The sequence below is a fragment of the Lysinibacillus sp. NPDC093216 genome (assembly GCF_050280325.1).
GTDB lineage: Bacteria > Bacillota > Bacilli > Bacillales_A > Planococcaceae > Lysinibacillus.
On sequence record NZ_JBNNVB010000020.1, the window covers coordinates 13,838 to 34,287 of the forward strand.

The following is a 20,450-nucleotide window of genomic DNA, read 5'->3' on the forward strand; positions in this document are numbered from 1 at the left end:
ACTTGAAGAAAAAAGTTATTATTATTGTTTCTTTGTTAGTTGTCATTATATTGTTGCATTCAACACCAAGTATGGCATTAAGGACACATATATTTTTAATGGGTTATCCAAAAGCCGCAATTTCTTCAGGAATTATTGAAGATAAAGAGCATAATGAAGTAGATAAAGATAAATTTGCAGAATTAAATGCCAAAGCATACAGTCTAACAAATCCTCCAATAGAAAAGGCTACTCAAGGTGAATTAAGAAACTTTCTTGTGAGGAAATTTGGATTTTTACATTTTGCAGAATACTACGGTGATACTTAATAAGCTTCGTCAATCAAATGGGGACTTTACACACAAAAAACGCTCAGATTACTGAGCGTTTTTTTCTGCCGTTTATGTTATTACTAGTTTAAAGGAAGAGTCTTTTCACAGATCACTTTATATCTACGTTTTGAAAGATCGCTTCTTTTTCTTTATGTAGAGACTGCAAATAGTCATCCGCCTTATTATGTTTATTCTGTAGACGCAAGATCGTATTATGTACATCATCTTGTACACGAGAAACCTGCTCTCTTGCGGTAGATATTTTAGAATGGACAGACCAAGCTGAAAAAATATCATCAAAGAAATAGTCCGCAAATTTTACAAATCCATCTGTTTCAACTGCTAATGATTTCGTTGACATATCTTGCACATCCAGTAGTTCGTTTTGGAAGCGCTGTAATGCAATTTGAGCATTATGAAGATAATTTTCGGACTCATCAAGTGCATCATGCTTTAAATGTGTAGCAATGAGACCTCCACCAAAAAACGTATCCCACGCTGAATAACCACTTGCAGAATGCAAGGACTCTGCAGCTTGTCCAAGCTTAGTAAGTGCTGCTTCACCAGCTTCTTCTGCTTCTTTTATCTCTATAATAAGTTGTTTCGTTAACATTTCTTCATGCGCTAATTGTTCAAGCCTTTTTGCCTGTTCAGGTTCATGTATTTGGAAGTAGCCTTTCTTTTTAGCATTTAATTGCCTTAAAGCTTCTTGCAACTCTTGTTCATTTATTTGAGTAAGTTTAGTGTTTATTTGTCGTAAATCATCTGTCAAATCAAGTTCCATCTTCTTTGCTTCATTTATTTTTAATTCAAGAATAGCTGCTTCATCAATTTTTTCAGTACGTAGCTCATCTTGTTGCCCTGTCCACGTACGAATCATATTCATAAAAGAAAAACCTTCTAACTTATCGAGTTTCAAACGAATTTGATTGAGTGCTTTAGAATGTTTGTAAATTTCCTGTTGTGCACGCTCGATTTGCCTTTCAATTAAATCCTTTTGTTCACTTAACCTACTAGCAGTTCTTAATTGTGCATGAATCATTTCTTGCTCTTTTTGTAATTGTTTCCATTCCATTTATCTCAACTCCTCTTACATATATGTACGGATGAAACGTGGATATGTTTCAATTATCTGTAATTTTTAATAGATCTTTTATTATCGAAAATTAGTTCAAGTCAAAAAGAAAAGCCTAGTAATCCTCATGGATACTAGGCTTGTACATTTTTATAGAGGAATGTTTCCGTGCTTTTTATCTGGACGTGTTTCATGTTTGTTCGATAACATATCTAGCCCTTGAATTAGCTTAATACGTGTATCACGTGGGTCGATAACATCGTCTACCATACCACGAGATGCTGCCACGTATGGGTTTGCGAACTTTTCTTTATATTCTTCAATTTTCGCTGCACGTGTTGCTTCTGGATCTTCTGATTTTGCAATTTCACGCGCGAAGATAATGTTAGCTGCACCTGCTGCACCCATAACAGCAATTTCTGCGTTAGGCCAAGCAAATACTAAGTCTGCCCCAATTGATTTAGAGTTAAGAGCAACGTACGCACCACCATATGCTTTACGCAGAATCACTGTAATTTTTGGTACAGTTGCTTCTGAATATGCATAAAGGATTTTCGCTCCGTGACGAATGATACCGCCATGCTCTTGTTTAACGCCTGGGAAGAAACCAGAAACGTCTTCAAATGTGATAATTGGTATATTGTAAGCATCACAAGTACGAATGAAACGAGCAGCCTTGTCTGAAGAGTCAATGTCTAACCCACCAGCTAATACTTTAGGTTGGTTACATACAAGACCAACTGATTCACCAGCAATTCGCGCAAAACCAACTACTACGTTTTTTGCAAATTCTGCATGAACTTCCATAAATGAGCCTTCGTCCACTATTTGCTCGACTACTTTACGTACATCATAAGGACGAGTTGTTTCGATCGGTACAGTATCCACGATTTCCGGACGATAGTCATCACCCTCTGGACGTGCTTGACGAGGAGCTTTTTCTTTATTATTTTGTGGTAAGTAGCTTAATAGTTTTTTAATTTGATCAATAGCTTCTTCTTCAGATGGTGCGCGGAAGTGTGCATTACCACTTACAGCGTTGTTTACTTTTGAACCACCTAAATCTTCAGCAGAGATTTTTTCACCTGTTACTGTTTCAATAACTTTCGGTCCTGTAATAAACATTTGAGATGTTTTATCAACCATTAGAATGAAGTCTGTAATTGCTGGAGAATATACCGCCCCACCAGCACATGGTCCCATGATAACTGAGATTTGAGGAATTACCCCAGAGTAGATTGCATTACGATAGAAAATATGACCATAACCATCAAGTGAAAGTACACCCTCTTGGATACGAGCGCCACCTGAATCATTAACACCGATAAATGGTGTACCATTTTTTGCGGCTAAATCCATTACTGTTGCCATTTTTTTGGCGTGCATTTCACCAAGTGCTCCACCAAATACTGTGAAATCTTGAGAGAATAAGTATACTGGACGTCCATTAATTTTACCGAAACCAGTTACTACACCATCACCAGGACCTTCCATCTTGTCCATGCCAAAGTCTACTGTACGGTGTGTAATGAATGGGTTGATCTCGAAAAATGTACCTTCGTCTAGTAATAATTCAATACGCTCACGAGCAGTTAATTTGCCTTTATCATGTTGCTTCTCGATGCGCTCATAGCCGCCACCAAGTTCAATTACTGTCTTACGGTCATACAAGTCATTAATTTTGTCGAACATATCCATACTGATCACTTATCCCCTTTTCCACTTTTATCGCATAATTCATATAACACACCGAAAGATGATTTTGGATGCATGAAAGCAACCTCTGCACCACCAGCACCTGGTCCTGGCTCTTCAGATAAAAGGCGGACACCTTTTTCACGAAGCTCAGCCATACGCTCACGAATACCTGTTACACCGAAAGCTACATGGTGAATACCTTCTCCACGTTTTTCGATGTATCCGTGAATAGTACTTTTTTCACTCATCGGTTCTAATAACTCAATTTTTACATTACCCGCGTCAATGAATGCAACACGAACCTGTTGAGATTCTACCTCTTCCACTTTCAGCAGCTTTAAGCCTAAAGTTTCTGTATAATATGTAATGCGTTCATCAAGATCACGCACTGCAATCCCAATATGATCTACTCTCTCCATGGTGACATCTCCTTCTGTTATGGTACATAATCTATTTTACAGACTTTTTCGTCAAAACTCTACTACTTGAGAAATTTTTCAGATTTGATAAACTATTTATAAGAAAAGAAGGAGCGAACGAGCATATGAGTAATAAAAAATTTCAAAAAATCGTCGTTTATACGATGGTTGCAATCATGGTAATTTCATCTCTAGCATTCGGCTTATCAATGTTTGTGTAATGAAAAGCTAGGCGTCCGCATTACTGCGGGCGCTCTTTCTTTACCTTTATCCCCTTGAAAGACTGCTTAATTTCTAAATATCGATCCATTTCCTCTAGAAATTGATAGAGTGCTGCTTGTGCTAGAAATTGCTCATGATTTTTTGGCAAAGGTAATTGGGCGAAATCTAGCTTTACTTGCTCTAACTTCTCCCTAAAATGACTAGCCGTATTTCCTGAATGAACATGCTCACCGAGGTCTTGTAAAAAGTCAGCGACGATCACTGCCTCTTGTACTATAACAGGAAGTGCCGTTATTTTTGGAAGAACCCTATCGATAATTTCTAGCTGCTGTTCACGCATATCAAAATACACGTAGTAGTCATTTTCACGTCTCGTAAAATGATTTTCAACATCTTTAAACGCTAGGGATTTCGCACTATTTAATGCTTTTATCGCGTCTATAATTTCCTGCCCATCCCACAATGTATCGCCTTCTCTTAAATAGTTGGCAATTTCTAAAAAAATCTTACTGTAAAGTTCCTCAATTTTAACTCGATAGTAATTTAATTCCTTTTGAATGTCTGGCATATACATATTTATAGCTATTCCTGTACCATAACCGATTGCCATTAATGCGAATTCATTAGAAACAAGTGCCCATGAAAAGCTTTTTGCTGCATAAATATGCATGATAATTACTGCACTTGAGACAAAGCCGTCTGCTACTTTTAATGACACAATTGTTGGTATAAAAACAATTAACATACATGCTAATGTAAGCGGATGATAGGAAAATAGCTCAAAGCTCAAAAATGCATAAAGCATACCGATAATACTTGCGACGAATCTTGTATAAGCTGCATGAAGAGATTTTTTCTTCGTTGGCTGTACACATAATATTGTTAGAATACCAGCAGATGCATAAGAAGCTAATTCAAAGTATTGGGCAATGGCAATAGCGATTGCTGCACCAAATGCCGTTTTTAATGTACGATAGCCGATTGAAAACTTCTTCAAGTCGACTGCCTCCTATCTTTCAGTACTCTAATTTTACAAATGTGTTGAAGGCTATATATCACTACAAACATAGGCACATCACCATAACGTGGGGTTGATTTCCGTTCCGGCTGGGCGCTTTGTTGCTGTCGCTTCGCTTTCGCGCAGAGCAAAGCTTCCTGGGGGCGTCCGATGAGCCGCTTTTCCCCAAGGAGTCGCCCAGCCTCCACTCCAATCAACTAATATTCATTGAATAGGTTTTTACAAATGTCACCCACAACTTTTAGCGATGAGCCGCAATATATAGTTTTAGAAAAACAATGGGTTTCACCACAATAATGCCCAATATTTCTAATCAACACACCTGTTAATTTTATTCATTTCGAACTTTAGGTGAATTATTTAGCCAATATTTCAAATATTCCGAATGCCAATTGACTAGTATCTTGAATATAAAAGAAGATTATCTATGAAGTCATGCAAATCGGGGATCATCTATCATGGCTAAGTAGTAAGCCTCCGCAGATGTTTTCTAACTGCGGGGCTTCCTACTTATAGAATAGCTTCTCTTTTATTTCTATGAATAAAATTAAAGTTCGTCGCAATATTCCTCAAAGTTTGCTTGTAAGTTTGTTACTACTGACATTGGGTCATGTCCCTCAATTTCATAGCGTCCAACTTCTGCTACTACTTGTCCATCCTTTAATAACACAAATGATGGGGAAGATGGTAAATGATCTTCACCGAAGTGATAACGAGCAGCTGCAGTTGCTTCTTTATCTTGACCAGCAAATACCGTTACAAGATGGTCTGGACGTTTATCGTAATGTACGGATTGTGCTGCTGCTGGACGTGCAATACCGCCTGCACAGCCACATACTGAGTTTACCATGACTAATGTTGTACCTGGACGAGCAAACGCCTCTTCAACAGCTTCTGGCGTGCGAAGCTGCTCATAACCAGCACCCTCAATTTCTGCACGTGCTGTTTTTAAAATTTCTTGCATAAATAAATCGTAATCCATATTCATATAGCGATAGCTCCTTTCAAGTTCGCGTCATCATCAATCATGCCCCGGCATAATTACTTCCGGAAGCCTTAACTTCTTTCAGCTGAAAGAAGTTAAACTTACTAGCTTTAGATAGTCGACGCACATACATCTCCTATCATAGCAGTTAGTGACGAATTTGTGCACCTAGTTGCTCATATTAAGGATCATATTATTTCTGTGATTGTTCATCGCTAAACAAACGATCTACACCTTGCGTGACTGTCAGCTGTCCATTTAAAATTTGACGTTCTAAAAGTTGCACCTGTGCTTTACGTTCTGGATTACCATAAAACATATCGATTAATTGGTCGGTAATCATCGATTGGAACCAATCTCTCGTCTGATTTTGGCGTCTAATTGACCAGTAATTATTTGCCTCAACGATTTGTCTGAACTCCCCTATTGTACTCCATACTTTGTCGAGACCACGTTTTTCCCATGAGCTTACCGGCATTGCTGTAGACATCCAACCTGGAGTAGCAGGCTGTAAGAAATGTAAAATTTGCTTATACTCAGATACCGTTTTTTTAGCAAGGCGAACATTATCACCATCAGCCTTATGAACAACAATGGCATCCGCTAACTCCATAATGCCCTTTTTCATGCCTTGTAACTCGTCCCCGGCACCTGTTAAAACTAACAGCAAGAAGAAATCAACCATACCACGGACATACGTTTCACTTTGTCCAACACCAACTGTTTCTATTAAAATGACATCATAGCCAGCCGCTTCACAAACAAGCATCGTTTCACGTGTCTTTTTATGAACACCCCCTAGGGTACCTGCTGTTGGAGAGGGACGAACAAATGCATTAGGCTTTCTCACGAGCTCCTCCATTCGAGTTTTATCGCCTAAAATACTTCCTCCCGATAAAGAAGAGCTTGGATCAATCGCAAGGACTGCCACTTTTTTCCCCATCTCACAAAGCATCGTTCCGAAAGCCTCAATAAACGAACTCTTTCCCGCACCAGGAACGCCTGTGATCCCAATACGGACACTGTTTCCTGTATGTGGTAGAAGCTCTTGTAGCAGTTCTTGTGCTTGCACTTTATGTGTTGCATTTGAACTTTCAATGAGTGTAATGGCTTTTGACAAGTGTGTACGAGAGCTTGCACGTACTTCTCGTGCAAGCTCCTGTATGTTTACATTGTCGGCTTTTTTCTTTCGGAATTTTTTAGGTGTACCATATTGCATTCCGTCGTGAGTTGCCTCTACTCCGTCCATAACAAATAGCGCACTTTCAGGCATTCCTTTGTTTTTGTCCATTATTCAGACACTTCCTCATAGCCTAAACGTTTGTAAATCTCCTCAATAATCTTTTGTGCCGATACAGGAATAACTGTACCAGGTCCAAATATCGCTACTGCGCCAGCTTCATAAAGGAAGTCATAATCTTGTGCTGGAATCACGCCTCCAACAATAATAATGATATCTTCGCGGCCCAGTTTTTCTAACTCTGCTACTAATTCAGGAACTAGCGTTTTATGACCAGCTGCTAATGAAGATACACCAATGACATGAACATCGTTTTCCACAGCCATTTGAGCTGCTTCAGCAGGTGTCATAAATAATGGTGAAATATCTACGTCAAAACCTAAGTCAGCATATCCCGTTGCCACAACCTTCGCACCGCGATCATGTCCATCTTGTCCCATTTTCGCTACTAAAATACGTGGGCGACGACCTTCATTCTCAAGGAATTCCTCTGTCATTTGTTTCATTTCAGCAATTTGCTCTTCATCTGAGAAGTTTGCAGAGTAAACGCCAGAGATTGAACGAATTACTGCCTTATGGCGACCTGAAACAACTTCGATTGCATCAGAGATTTCACCTAAAGAAGCACGAGCACGCGCTGCATCAACCGCTATTGCTAATAAGTTTTCTTCACCATCTTGCGCCGCTTTCGTTAATCGAGCTAGATGTTTTTGTACTTCTGCCTCATCACGAGCTGCCTTCATTGCTTCTAAACGTTCAATTTGCTTTTGACGAACTAATGTATTATCAATGTCAAGAATGTCGATAGGTTCTTCTTTTTCTAAACGATATTTATTTACACCAACGATTGTTTCTGTTTTAGAGTCGATTTTCGCTTGACGTTTTGCCGCAGCTTCCTCGACTTTCATTTTCGGAAGACCTGTTTCAATCGCTTTCGCCATGCCGCCAAGTTCTTCGATTTCTTCAATTAATGCCCACGCAGATTTTGTAATTTCGTCTGTTAATTTTTCCACATAGTATGAACCGCCCCATGGATCAATAACCTTTGTCATTGCTGTTTCTTCTTGTAGGAACAGCTGTGTATTACGTGCAATACGTGCAGAGAAATCAGTTGGTAGCGCAATCGCTTCATCAAGTGCATTAGTATGCAGGGATTGTGTATGCCCCATTGAAGACGCATTCGCTTCGAATAGTGTACGTGCCACATTATTAAATGGATCCTGCTCTGTTAAAGACCAACCAGATGTTTGTGAGTGTGTACGAAGTGCTAATGTCTTAGGATTTTTAGGATTAAACGTTGACATCATTTGTGCCCAAATTCGGCGTGCAGCACGCATTTTTGCAACTTCCATATAATAGTTCATACCGATTGCCCAGAAGAATGATAAACGCGGTGCAAAGGCATCAATATCGATTCCAGCTTTTAGCCCTGTACGAACATATTCAAGACCATCTGCTAATGTATAAGCAAGCTCAATGTCATTTGTTGCTCCCGCTTCTTGAATATGGTAACCAGAGATCGAAATTGAGTTAAATTTCGGCATATATTTCGCTGTATATTCAAAAATGTCTGCAATAATTTTCATCGACATTGCTGGTGGATAAATATATGTGTTACGAACCATGTATTCTTTTAAAATATCGTTTTGAATCGTACCCGCTAATTGCTCTGGTGTAACGCCTTGCTCTTCAGCAGCAACGATATAGAATGCAAGAACTGGTAATACAGCGCCATTCATTGTCATAGAAACTGACATTTGATCCAAAGGAATTTGGTCGAATAAAATCTTCATATCTTCTACAGAGTCAATCGCTACGCCAGCTTTACCAACATCCCCTGTTACACGAGGATGATCTGAGTCATAGCCACGGTGAGTTGCTAAGTCAAAGGCAACAGAAAGACCTTTTTGACCCATCGCTAGATTACGCTTGTAGAATGCATTTGATTCTTCAGCTGTTGAGAAACCTGCATATTGGCGAACAGTCCAAGGACGAGCTACATACATAGTAGGGTATGGACCGCGCGTATTTGGCGCAATACCTGCTACATCATTTAAATGTTTTGCCTCTTTAATATCTTCTTTTGTGTATATATCTTTAATTTCGATTCCTTCATTGGTCATGAATTTTTCTTCTGACGCTTGAGGAGCTTCTGCTGCTAAAACTTTTTCGATTTCAACTGCACTAAAATTTGGCTTGCTCATCGTTGGACCTCCTTCATGCTAGCGAACACTGAGTTTAATTTTTCGATGATGTTCTGTCCTGCGAAAATAAAGCCGTTTAAGCCATTTGCTAACCAAGCTTCTTCTTCGTCTTTAAATTTACCTGCAACGTCAACAATGACGTTAGCTGGTTTGCCTGCTAAAATTGCTTGTACTAATTCTTTTGTATCGTCATCATTACCTGCAATTACCACATATGTTGCTTCTGTAGCGTTTAACCAAGCTAATGCTTCTTCAGCCGTAGCAACTGGTTCGCTTTTTTCTGGAACTAGACCTACAGTGTTTAAGAAACCTGACACGAAATCAGCACGTGGTTTTGAGCTTTTAAGTGTACCTAATGATAAGATTCCCGTTTGCACATTTGCCGCAGTCATTACCGCACGTAATTCCTCAAAAGGTTTAGCAATTCGCTTAATTTCTGCGAACGCTAGGTTTGTTTCGCTTTCAAGCACATCTGCTGGATTAGCATAAATATTTGTACCTATTAATGATTGCTTACGCGTTTGTACCGCTTTGATACGAGCTTGATAGGATTTTTCTAGTTCCTCCATAAGCTTTCCAGATACAGTGTAAGCGTCGATGCCTCCAGCTGCTTCAATTTCTAAGAATAATGCCCAAGCTTCTTTCACAAAATCTGCTGTTAATGACTCAATAAAGTAAGCGCCACCAGCTGGATCTATAACTTTTAAAACATTTGTTTCTTCTTTTAAGATTAACGATACATTACGTGCAATACGAACTGATTGATCGGTTGGCTTCGTTAATGCATCATGAGGGTGAACTGTAAAGACATCCGCACCGCCAATTAAGCCTGAAAGAGCTTCATTCGCTGAACGTAATAAGTTTACATATACATCCAGCTTCGAGAAGCTTCTTAATGATGTTTCAGCAATAGTTGGAACTTTTACGCCATTAGATACTCCATATGCGGATGAGAACGCTTTCCAAAGTACTTTAAAAGCACGGAGTTTTGCAATTTCTGTAAAGAACTGTGTATCCACTGCAAAGGATACATAAAATTTCTTCGCGAACGCTTCAAAGCTTTCTTCTTGATTTGCGTATTTTGCGGCTAATGCAAGTGCATATGCTAACTCTTGTACTGCGTTTGCTCCTTCATTATGATAAACCGTCGTGTCCGCACCGATTGAGCGCACGCTCGGGAAATTATTTAAAGTGATAGAGATAGGGTATTTCGATACGATGAAACCTTTTACAGCTTCTCGCTGATCAATTGCTATTTTGTCGAACACTGCTAATAATGGGTCATTTGAATTTTCAACCGTAATTTTAAACGAATATTCAGAGAAATAAGTCGCTAATTGTGCCAATACTTCTTCAGTCCATTCAAAATTCACACGGCTATCAACTGTTACTACTTCATTGCCTCGAGCTAAGCTATCATCAAGCTGTGCAAAAAATGCCTCGCTTGTTTCAGCATATACTTGCTGTGCCACTCGAAATGCTTCGTTATTTTGTAGGGAACGGATTGTAGCAACTTGTTTATCAAGTTCTTCACCAAGTTTTGCTACTAAACTTTCTTGGGTGTAAAGAGGTTCTAATGTAATACCTTCACTTGTTTTCGTTAAAAGAGACTCGAATGATTTCCCTTTTAAAGCCTTGATTGCTGCATCTTGCCATTCTGAATAGGACGGCTTTTCAAATTCAATATTTTTCATGTTGTTTGACATGCGGACGCTTAATCAGCTTCCCCCCTTAGTAGTTTCTATTTGTTATTCTACATGACAAATTGCGACTCGAAAAGCAAAAAAAAATCGGAAACCGTTATATAACAGGTTTCCGAGAAGTCATCAGTAGACTGACGTCGAAGATTTATTTGCATTTTCGAGTATTTCTTTTACTCTATTGAGGAATTTACCACAAACAAGTCCATCAAGAACGCGATGATCTAAAGATAAACATAAATTCACAATATCTCGTGCAGCGAACATTCCGCCCGGTAAAACAACCGGTTTTTTTACAATACTTTCCACTTGGAGGATAGCTGCTTGTGGGTAATTAATGATGCCCATCGACTGTACAGAGCCGAATGCACCCGTATTATTAACCGTAAATGTACCACCTTGTATATCATCCATCGTTAGTTTTCCGGCACGAACTTTCACTGCAAGCTCATGAATTTCCTTGGCAATACCTTTAATTGACTTTTCATCAGCGTGTTTTATAACAGGAACAAATAGTGCATCATCTGTTGCGACTGCAATGGAAATATTTATGTCATGTTTTTGGATGATTTTATCTTCTGCCCACATGGAATTCATCATCGGGAATTCCTTCAGAGCTTGAGCAACTGCTTTTACGAAGAAAGCAAAATACGTTATATTAAAGCCTTCTTTTTGCTTAAACTCTGTCTTAATGCTATCACGATATGTTACTAAATCTGTAACATCTACTTCCATCATCATCCATGCATGTGGCACTTCATGGACGCTTCGTACCATATTATTGGCAATAGCACGGCGCACCTTTGTTACCGGAATTTCAATATCGCCTGCTTGAATTGGTTGTGTCGGTGTGGCTGGTTTAGTATTTTCCTGTGATGCTGGTGCCACAACAGGTACTGACTGCGGAACGGCTGAATCGATTGCAGGCGGTGTTTCCACTAGAGAAGTTGGCACATTTCCTGCTTCAATCAGTTTCATTAGGTCTTTCCTTGTTATACGTCCCCCTTCACCAGTACCTGTGATTTGATCAAGTGCAATTTCATACTCTTGTGCAAGTCGAAGAACAGCTGGTGAATAACGCACTTTATCCTGTCGAACTGTTTTTTGTGGGGCTACTGTTGCTGTAGTTGGCTGCTGAGCCTCCTGTTTCTTTTGTACACCTGCATTTAAAATTGCTGTACTTACCGCTGATTTTTTCGGCGGAGGCGGAGGTGGTAACTCACTGTCGCCTGCTATTTCAACGGAACAAACGACTGTACCAACTGGTAACGTTTGCCCTTCCTCTGCAAGTAGCTCTGTAATGACTCCTTCAAAAGAAGACGGGATTTCTGCATTAACTTTATCTGTTACAACTTCTGCTAATGGATCATATTTTTTTACCGTATCACCTGGCTTGACAAGCCATTTTTCAATCGTACCTTCTGTTACACTTTCGCCGAGCTGTGGCATTGTAATATTTTGAATAGCCATCATCTATTCCCCCCATCAATTATGCCTAGGTGTATTTGTATCTATCAAATTACTATCATATTTATAATAAACTCATCACAATAAAGTGGGGGTTGATTTCCGTTCCGACCGGACGCTTTCCTGGGGGCGTCCAGTCTCCACTCCAATCAACTTATATACATGACATAACGTTTTAAGAAATGTCATCCCAAACTTTCTATGAAGAGTCTTAAAATACCTGTGATATTTATAAGCTTTAGGCTATGACGCGTAGATAAACAATCACACGGATTTTAACTTTTCATAAGCTTCTATTTACTACAATGAGTAGATAACGTTTTACTTCCAGTCAAATTTTGTAGATCCGCCCGAGATATAAACTTTTAAGCTCTTCTATATTAGAATGCTGCAAGTTCTCGCATCGCACGCTCTACTTTATCAGGGTTGATCATAAAATATTTTTCCATCGTTGGTGCATACGGCATAGCTGGAACATCTGGTCCTGCAAGGCGCTGAATTGGTGCATCGAGCTCAAATAAACAATGCTCTGCAATAATTGCTGCAACCTCACTCATAATGCTACCTTCTTTATTATCCTCGGTAACTAGTAAAACTTTACCTGTTTTACTAGCCGCTTCAATGATCGCTTCTTTATCAAGTGGATATACCGTGCGTAGGTCAAGAATATGCGCTGAAATACCATCTGCTGCTAGGCGCTCGGCCGCTTGTAATGCAAAATGGACAGCTAAACCATACGTAATGACAGTAACGTCTTCCCCTTCCCGCTTAACATCTGCCTTACCAATGGGCAATGTATAATCGTCGACAGGGACTTCACCTTTAATGAGTCGATATGCACGCTTATGCTCAAAAAACAGTACTGGATCCTCATCTCGGATCGCTGCTTTTAACAAGCCTTTTGCATCATACGGTGTTGATGGTATAACAATTTTCAATCCTGGTGTTCCTGCAAAAAGTGCCTCTACAGACTGCGAATGATAGAGCGCTCCGTGAATACCGCCGCCAAATGGTGCTCGTATAACCATTGGGCAAGACCAGTCATTATTTGAACGATAGCGGATTTTTGCTGCTTCAGAAACAATTTGATTAACGGCAGGCATGATGAAATCAGCGAATTGCATCTCGGCAATCGGGCGCATCCCATACATTGCAGCACCAATACCAACACCTGCAATTGCACTCTCAGCAAGTGGCGTGTCAAGTACACGATGTTCACCAAATTGCTCGTAAAGACCTGCTGTTGCTTTGAAAACCCCGCCTTTGCGACCAACGTCCTCTCCTAAAATGAAAACACGCTCATCACGTTCCATCTCTTCCTTCATCGCTAATGTAATCGCATCAATATAAGACATCACTGCCATTACACATCACCTCCGTCCACTGGTGCATACACGTATTTCAAAGCATGCTCTGCTGTTGCATACGGAGCAGCTTCTGCATAATCTGTTGCTTCATTCACCTCTGCCATGACACGTTCTTCTATTTCAGCACGTAGTTTTTCTGTCATAACTCCTGCATCCATAAGGTACTTTTCAAACAACAAAATTGGATCCTTTGCCTTTCCTTCTGCTATATCCTCGGCAGTTCGATATTGACGATCATCATCATCCGAAGAATGAGCCGTTAAGCGATAAGTCACTGTTTCTATTAAACTTGGACCTTCACCACTACGTGCGCGATCAGCTGCTTCTTTCACAACCTTATAAACTTGTAACGGACATTTTCCATCAACCGTAACACCTGGCATACCATAGCCAATACCGCGATCTGATACTTTTGCACAGCCTAATTGACGTTCTACAGGCACAGAAATTGCATATTGATTATTTTCTACCATTATAATTACTGGCAGCTTATGCACGCCTGCGAAATTCGCACCTTCATGGAAATCACCTTGGTTAGAAGAACCTTCACCAAGCGTAACAAAAGTAATAAAATCTTCTTTTTGTAGACGACCTGCTAGAGCAACTCCCACCGCATGTGGAACTTGTGTAGTAACTGGCGAAGAGCCTGTTAGAATACGATTTTTCTTATGTCCGAAGTGACCTGGCATTTGACGCCCACCCGAGTTTGGATCCTCTGCTTTAGCAAATGCGGATAACATCAATTCTCTTGGTGTCATGCCAAAATGTAAAACAACTCCCATATCTCGATAGTAAGGTGCAATATAATCTCTATTATGATCAAGAGCAAAGGCTGCCCCTACTTGTGCTGCCTCCTGTCCCTGACAAGAAATAACAAACGGAATTTTACCAGAACGGTTTAATAACCACATACGTTCATCTAGTCTTCTCGCCATTAACATCGTTTCGAACATTGCAAGTACATCTTCTTTTGATAAACCTAAATCCTCATGCTTAATTTGAACACCTTGCATACGAACACCCCTTCCCGACGTTTCACTTTCGCTACCAAAAGAGAAATTAAAAATGAATGGCGCGATTATCCACTGCTAACGCTGATTCCGCTAGTACCTCATTTAGTGACGGATGTGGATGAATGGCCTGACTAATTTCCCACGGCGTTGCATCCAATAATTTAGCAAGCGATGCTTCTCCAATCAAATCTGTCACATGTGGTCCTACCATATGAATACCCAATATATCATTCGTTTCTTCATCGGCAATCATTTTCACAAAGCCATCTGTCTCTCCATTAACTAGCGCTTTTCCAATCGCCTTGAATGGAAACTTACCAACCTTCAATGAATAACCTTGCTCTCGAGCAGCACTCTCTGTTAAGCCAATACTTGCAACCTCAGGGTAAGAATAAACGCATTTTGGTACATTTAGAACATCAAGTGCCTCTGTTTTACCCGTTGCAATATGCTCAATCGCAGATACCCCTTCATGCGAAGCAACATGAGCTAATTGTAAGCCACCGATAACATCCCCTATGGCATACATATGTGATTCCTTCGTTTGATACGAATCATTGACTTTGATAAACCCATTTTCAACTTCTATTTCAGTATTTTCTAATCCGATACCTTGTGTATTTGCTTCACGTCCAACACAAAGCAATAGTTTATCAGCCTCAAATAATTCATCCTTATCATCGACTTTTGCAGAAATGAAAACGTTATCATTTTCAATTTTAAAGGTCCCCGTATCTAAGCGGGCGTTAGTCACAATGCGGACACCTCTTTTTTCAAGCTGCTTGGTTACTTCTTTTACAATGTCTGCATCCTCTGCTGGTAAAATGGATGGCCCATATTCAATGACCGTTACGTAAACCCCAAAATCACAAAGCATCGAGGCCCATTCAATTCCAATAACTCCTCCGCCGACAATTAACAATGACTTTGGCAAATTTTCCATTTCCAACGCATGATCAGAGTTCATCACATATTTACCATCAACCGTTAGTCCGGCCATTCCTCTTGGCTTTGACCCGGTGGCAATGACCACATTTGTTGGAACTAGCATTTCATTTTCATCGCCATTATTCATTTCAACTGAAATAGTGCCAGGCATTGGTGAGAAAATAGAAGGTCCTAAAATTCGCCCTGTTCCCTGATAAACGTCTATTTTGCCCTTTTTCATCAGTGTATTCACACCTTGGCTCAATTGCTCAACAATCGTTTGCTTTCTCGCCTGCACTTTGTCGAATTGCAATGTAACGCCTTCAATATCAACACCATATTCAGCAGCTGTTTTATTTGCCATACGATACACTTCTGCACTTCGAAGTAAGGCCTTACTCGGTATACAGCCTTTATGCAAGCATGTTCCACCTAGGCGCTCACGTTCAACAATAGCTGTTTTTAAGCCCAGCTGTGCAGCTCGAATTGCTGCAACATAGCCACCTGTACCTCCGCCTAAAATGACAACATCATAATTTTGAGCCATATGGATTCCCCCTTATGAGAAAAATGCTAAAGCATCTTGTCCCTTTGGTACCTAAGATAAGTGATCTGTCCTTGCCGTTTAAATTCATTTAAACTATTAAATCTATTAATTTACTATAAAGTTAGAAGAAGTCGACAATGCGACTTCTCTCAACGAATAATCGGTTCTTAACGACCGTGTAAAATATTTTTTTCATTTTTTAAGAATTGGCTACGAGACTTCGATACTCGAGCGATACGTTCTTCTGCTAAACGATTAGCTGCAACATATGTCGGTATACCATCACGTTTAGAAATCTCGAAGATTTTTTCGATACTATCATAAATGCCTTCAACACGCTTCATCGCACGCTCACGGTTATATCCGTATAATTCATCAGCTACATTTATTACTCCACCTGCATTAATCACATAATCAGGTGCGTACACTAGCCCTAATTCATGTAAATAATCACCATGGCGAGAATCTTGTAGCTGGTTATTAGCAGAACCTGCGACAACCTTTGCTTTTAGTTGCGGAATCGTTTCATCATTTAAAATCGCTCCTAATGCACAAGGTGAGAAAATATCAACTTCCTGTGAATAGATTTCCTCTGGTGCCACAGCAGTCGCACCAAAATCATTCACAACTCGATCAATTGCCGCTTGATTAATATCTGTAACAACAAGTTTTGCACCTTCATTATGTAAATATTCGCAAAGCTTGTAGGCTACATTGCCCAGACCTTGTACAGAAATAGTACGCCCCTCTAGTGAATCAGATCCAAACGCTTCTTTTGCCGATGCTTTTATACCACGGTATACCCCGTAAGCAGTTACTGGAGATGGGTTTCCTGATGAACCAAAAGCCGGAGATATTCCCGTTACATAATTTGTTTCCTCATGCATTAAATCCATATCTGTCACTGTTGTACCAACGTCTTCTGCCGTAATATAGCGACCATTAAGCCCTTGGATGAAACGTCCTAGTGCACGGAACATTTCTTCATTTTTATCTTTAAATGGGTCACCGATAATGACCGTTTTTCCTCCGCCTAGGTTTAAACCAGCTGCAGCATTTTTATAGGTCATCCCTCGTGCTAAACGTAATGCATCCTCGATCGCATTTTCTTCTGATGCATATGTCCACATACGTGCCCCGCCTAGTGCTGGCCCAAGTGTTGTGTCATGGATAGCGATAATCGCTTTTAACCCTGATGCTTCATCTTGGCAAAATACCAATTGTTCATAATCATACTTTTCCATATACTTGAAGATTTCCATGAAAACTCGCCCCTTTGCTTTAGAAAGTGCATCCCCAAATGCCCATTCCAATTCAGTATAATAAATGTTCAAAAATTGTTTAACAATGGATAATAATGCTCCATTTATTTTTACAATACTCACAATTTCACAATTTATCAACTATTATTACACTTTCTTATTTAATTAAGAATTTTCTAAACATTCAGTTACAACTGATCTAGTATGTCTTTACTAGTTGTTGGGTACTCCAGTTACATAGCTTCCTTGACATTCCAATATCCACAGGTACAATTAAAATTAGGAATAAGGGGGGACATGCATGGCTCGTTTAGCTGCATTTATTGTAATGCTTATTCCAGGTCTTATGGCTGCAGGTGGCATTAAATTTATGCGTGATACATTATTTGGAAAGCTCATCTCACCTTTCCCATTTTTATGGCTACAATTCGTCGTTGGCATTATTCTCTTTGTTATAGGCTTTGGCTTTTTCGCAGGATTCTTACTCCACCGCGATCGAAAAAATGGAAAAGTGGCTCCACGCTTCCAAAAAAAATAAAAATAGCTATCCTTTTAAGTCCAAATGACTTATTGGATAGCTATTTTTATCTTCATTCATCAGAATGATTAACGTTGCTGTTTCGCAATTACTTTATCAGGAAAATCAGTAATCCAACCAATTACAGAAGGATGCGGATTCAATAAAAATGTTTCATCCCCATCTATTGCATAAAAACGACATGCTTTATTACTCGCTACACAGGCCTCTAAATATCTTGGTTTATAATACCTTTTATGCATATGAACACTGTCAATAGCTTTGTAATCACTAAGCAAATCCCATTTTAATTTTTTTGTTGCTATAAGTGCTGTTTCATAGTCCGGCTTATATTGTTTCACAATCTCCAGAAGCTCATAGTGAAACGATGAAAAATGACTGCCAACTGGCAAAGTAAGCCCTTGAAGCATTTGAATAAGTGCGCTTTTATTATCTAGAATTGTTGATTTTAATTCGATATTAAGGGGTAGCTGTTGTGAATTTGCCCAAGCTAAAACTACGTCAAACGTCGGGATTTTATTCGTTGAAAATAATCGCCTCCAAGGCTTCCCAAGTTTAAAGCTTACTAGCTCCTCTATCGTACATTCGTTCACATGCTTATTGATGCCAACCAATCTTGACAGCTGTGGATCATGATACACAACCGGAATACCTTCTTTTGAAAGCTGGATATCTAATTCGATCCCATCTGCTCCTAGCTCTAAAGCCTTTTCAAAAGCCTTCAAAGTATTTTCAAGTGTATACGCTGAAGCCCCACGATGTGCAAATACAGGAATGAACGATTCCCTAGACATTTAACTCACCAAATTCAATAAGAAATTTACCGTTTGTCATCTTACTTAATAAGGATGATTTTTTGCCAATTTGAATATAGGTACCAGGATGAGCTTCCTTCGTCACAATAATTTCTTCTTTTCCAGCATGACGCATTTCATCCATTATTAGCTTAACCTCACGATCGATTGCTACTGCATCCGCTTTCAATTTTGTTAAGCTTTGTTTTGTTTCCTCAAATGTAGCTATCTGTTCCTTAGACATTTTATCAAGGAAAGGCAATATGCTTTTAATTTTTCCCTCGTGCTCAGAGATTTCTGATTGTAGCGACTTAAGCTGTGCAGCCCTCTCTTGCATAATAGAGTATCTTTCCTGTTTATTAACGCTTTCAATGATTAAGTCCGTTCGACGCTCTAAACGATTTCCTGAGATGGCAGTGACTATTGTATTCTTAGCTACTGCACGGCCCCCAATAATTTTCCCTTTTCGTTCGTCCACAAAAATCGAATGCGCAGAGAGCTGTGATCCTAATGAATAAAATCCTATATGAATGCTGTCAGCTGCAACTAGATTTGCTTCATTGACATGCTTAACGAAAATATTGCCGCCTGCTTCTACAATAGTTGAGCCTAAACCAAAAATCCCTCCACGAATATAAACGTCGCCTTCAATGGATTTAATAAGTTTGGCACCGCTTACACCTTCAGCACCCTCGATGGAAATATCTCCAGTAGCAATGACTGTATAGCCTGATGTAACTGTTCCTTTAATGCTTAATGAGCCATTAAATTCGAGATTCCCTGTTTCAACGCCAACGTCCCCATTAATTGGCAAATGTCTATTAACACCGATCATGCCTTTGACATCATCTAATACACCAGCTATTTTAGAACGGATGACAGTTTTCCCATCCTCTTCCACTTCATAAGCTGATTTTTTATCGTATCGTATAGGAGAATCACGACCTGGTACAGCAGCCATAATTTCGCCTAGTACATTTTTTCCTGGTTTACCTAATGTCGCAGGGACTTTTTCACCTAGCCAAGAACCTTCTGAAATTTCAGAAATAAAGTTCATGTCATAATAATCAGCTTTCCCATCTTCGCGAATTACTGGCTTTCTCTCCGGTTTAGGTAAGTATGTAATTTGTGCATCTGTTCCTGCTACAGGTGGTGTTCCTTGTGCAATTAAAAATGCTTTTCCTGGATCAATTTTAGAAATATCAAAATCTAATATTCCATGATCAATTCCTTCGTTCTCGATTGTTTCCAGAATTTGTTGAGTTAATTTCTCTTTATTCTCTAGTATATAATCGTGTGTTTCGTATACAAATATTGAGGCAGACATTTTATCTCGTGCAATTTCTGCTTCAACATTTGGAAGCCAGCGTCCAATTTCAACAGGGCTAGTATTTTCTGTTGCTAAGACATTTTTTAATATTGAAAAATTTGATAATTTAAGTCGGGGATGACTACGTAAAATACTATCAAATTCTTTTAATGGATAACCGGCACTGTAAGTAAGCATATAGACCTTGCCATTTTCTTCGGTTATTTCGAATTTATCATTACGAACTAGAATCAAGTTACCTCCTCCTTCCCTCTAACTGTAAGTATATACAATCTATTTACATTTGTTTAGAGACAATTGTCACTACCAAGAAAGATTTTACCCATACTTTGT

General features: G+C 39.4%; 18 protein-coding genes. 3 read left to right on the forward strand and 15 right to left on the reverse strand.

What is annotated here, in order from left to right; all coding sequences use genetic code 11:
* The first annotated feature begins 2 nt into the window (after window positions 1–2).
* Entirely contained in the window at window positions 3–308 is a 306-nt protein-coding gene (locus ACQKOG_RS19055) for a hypothetical protein (protein WP_370081655.1), read from the forward strand.
* A gap of 112 nt (window positions 309–420) precedes the next feature.
* On the opposite strand, the gene ACQKOG_RS19060 is transcribed toward ACQKOG_RS19055, so the two are convergent.
* From ACQKOG_RS19060 to mce, 3 genes are all read right to left on the reverse strand, one after another.
* Entirely contained in the window at window positions 421–1,386 is a 966-nt protein-coding gene (locus tag ACQKOG_RS19060; RefSeq protein WP_427447940.1) for a hypothetical protein, read from the reverse strand.
* A 150-nt stretch (window positions 1,387–1,536) separates the two neighbouring features.
* Complete coding sequence (locus tag ACQKOG_RS19065; protein ID WP_402874137.1) at window positions 1,537–3,084, reverse strand: acyl-CoA carboxylase subunit beta; 1,548 nt, start codon at window positions 3,082–3,084, stop codon at window positions 1,537–1,539.
* 5 nt (window positions 3,085–3,089) lie between these two features.
* Entirely contained in the window at window positions 3,090–3,503 is a 414-nt protein-coding gene (gene mce, locus ACQKOG_RS19070) for a methylmalonyl-CoA epimerase (protein WP_337989624.1), read from the reverse strand.
* Window positions 3,504–3,628: 125 nt separating this feature from the next.
* Between mce and prli42 the strand changes: the two genes are divergently transcribed.
* Entirely contained in the window at window positions 3,629–3,724 is a 96-nt protein-coding gene (prli42, locus tag ACQKOG_RS19075; RefSeq protein ID WP_370081649.1) for a stressosome-associated protein Prli42, read from the forward strand.
* 20 nt (window positions 3,725–3,744) lie between these two features.
* On the opposite strand, the gene ACQKOG_RS19080 is transcribed toward prli42, so the two are convergent.
* The 10 genes from ACQKOG_RS19080 to ACQKOG_RS19125 form a co-directional block, all read right to left on the reverse strand.
* Window positions 3,745–4,722, reverse strand: a complete 978-nt coding sequence (locus ACQKOG_RS19080; RefSeq protein ID WP_370081647.1) for an aromatic acid exporter family protein — start codon at window positions 4,720–4,722, stop codon at window positions 3,745–3,747.
* A gap of 568 nt (window positions 4,723–5,290) precedes the next feature.
* Window positions 5,291–5,731, reverse strand: coding sequence for a BrxA/BrxB family bacilliredoxin (locus ACQKOG_RS19085; protein WP_370081645.1), 441 nt, complete (start codon window positions 5,729–5,731; stop codon window positions 5,291–5,293).
* A gap of 190 nt (window positions 5,732–5,921) precedes the next feature.
* Window positions 5,922–7,019 (reverse strand): methylmalonyl Co-A mutase-associated GTPase MeaB, encoded by a 1,098-nt coding sequence (meaB, locus tag ACQKOG_RS19090; protein ID WP_370081643.1) that lies wholly within the window; start codon window positions 7,017–7,019, stop codon window positions 5,922–5,924.
* The gene (scpA, locus tag ACQKOG_RS19095) at window positions 7,019–9,172 is read right to left on the reverse strand and encodes a methylmalonyl-CoA mutase (protein ID WP_415732146.1); all 2,154 of its coding nucleotides are present in this window, start codon (window positions 9,170–9,172) and stop codon (window positions 7,019–7,021) included. The genes meaB and scpA overlap by 1 nt, the downstream gene beginning before the upstream one ends.
* Window positions 9,169–10,866, reverse strand: a complete 1,698-nt coding sequence (locus ACQKOG_RS19100) for a methylmalonyl-CoA mutase family protein (protein WP_427447944.1) — start codon at window positions 10,864–10,866, stop codon at window positions 9,169–9,171. Before ACQKOG_RS19100 ends, scpA begins: the two co-directional genes overlap by 4 nt.
* A 132-nt stretch (window positions 10,867–10,998) precedes the next feature.
* Window positions 10,999–12,342: a dihydrolipoamide acetyltransferase family protein gene (locus ACQKOG_RS19105; RefSeq protein WP_427447946.1), complete on the reverse strand. Its 1,344-nt coding sequence runs from the start codon at window positions 12,340–12,342 to the stop codon at window positions 10,999–11,001.
* A gap of 377 nt (window positions 12,343–12,719) precedes the next feature.
* Entirely contained in the window at window positions 12,720–13,703 is a 984-nt protein-coding gene (locus tag ACQKOG_RS19110; protein ID WP_142507157.1) for an alpha-ketoacid dehydrogenase subunit beta, read from the reverse strand.
* On the reverse strand, window positions 13,703–14,719 hold the full coding sequence (locus ACQKOG_RS19115) for a thiamine pyrophosphate-dependent dehydrogenase E1 component subunit alpha (protein WP_370081636.1): 1,017 nt from the start codon (window positions 14,717–14,719) through the stop codon (window positions 13,703–13,705). The genes ACQKOG_RS19110 and ACQKOG_RS19115 overlap by 1 nt, the downstream gene beginning before the upstream one ends.
* 46 nt (window positions 14,720–14,765) lie before the next feature.
* Window positions 14,766–16,193: a dihydrolipoyl dehydrogenase gene (gene lpdA, locus ACQKOG_RS19120; RefSeq protein WP_427447949.1), complete on the reverse strand. Its 1,428-nt coding sequence runs from the start codon at window positions 16,191–16,193 to the stop codon at window positions 14,766–14,768.
* Between the two features lie 167 nt (window positions 16,194–16,360).
* The gene (locus ACQKOG_RS19125; RefSeq protein WP_427448003.1) at window positions 16,361–17,455 is read right to left on the reverse strand and encodes a Leu/Phe/Val dehydrogenase; all 1,095 of its coding nucleotides are present in this window, start codon (window positions 17,453–17,455) and stop codon (window positions 16,361–16,363) included.
* A gap of 301 nt (window positions 17,456–17,756) precedes the next feature.
* Between ACQKOG_RS19125 and ACQKOG_RS19130 the strand changes: the two genes are divergently transcribed.
* Window positions 17,757–17,993: a DUF2627 domain-containing protein gene (locus ACQKOG_RS19130; protein WP_132356638.1), complete on the forward strand. Its 237-nt coding sequence runs from the start codon at window positions 17,757–17,759 to the stop codon at window positions 17,991–17,993.
* A gap of 68 nt (window positions 17,994–18,061) precedes the next feature.
* Here the strand turns inward: ACQKOG_RS19130 and ACQKOG_RS19135 are convergent, their stop codons facing one another.
* On the reverse strand, window positions 18,062–18,787 hold the full coding sequence (locus tag ACQKOG_RS19135) for a glycerophosphodiester phosphodiesterase (RefSeq protein ID WP_427447951.1): 726 nt from the start codon (window positions 18,785–18,787) through the stop codon (window positions 18,062–18,064).
* Complete coding sequence (locus ACQKOG_RS19140) at window positions 18,780–20,351, reverse strand: DUF342 domain-containing protein (protein ID WP_427447953.1); 1,572 nt, start codon at window positions 20,349–20,351, stop codon at window positions 18,780–18,782. Before ACQKOG_RS19140 ends, ACQKOG_RS19135 begins: the two co-directional genes overlap by 8 nt.
* Window positions 20,352–20,450: the final 99 nt, after the last annotated feature.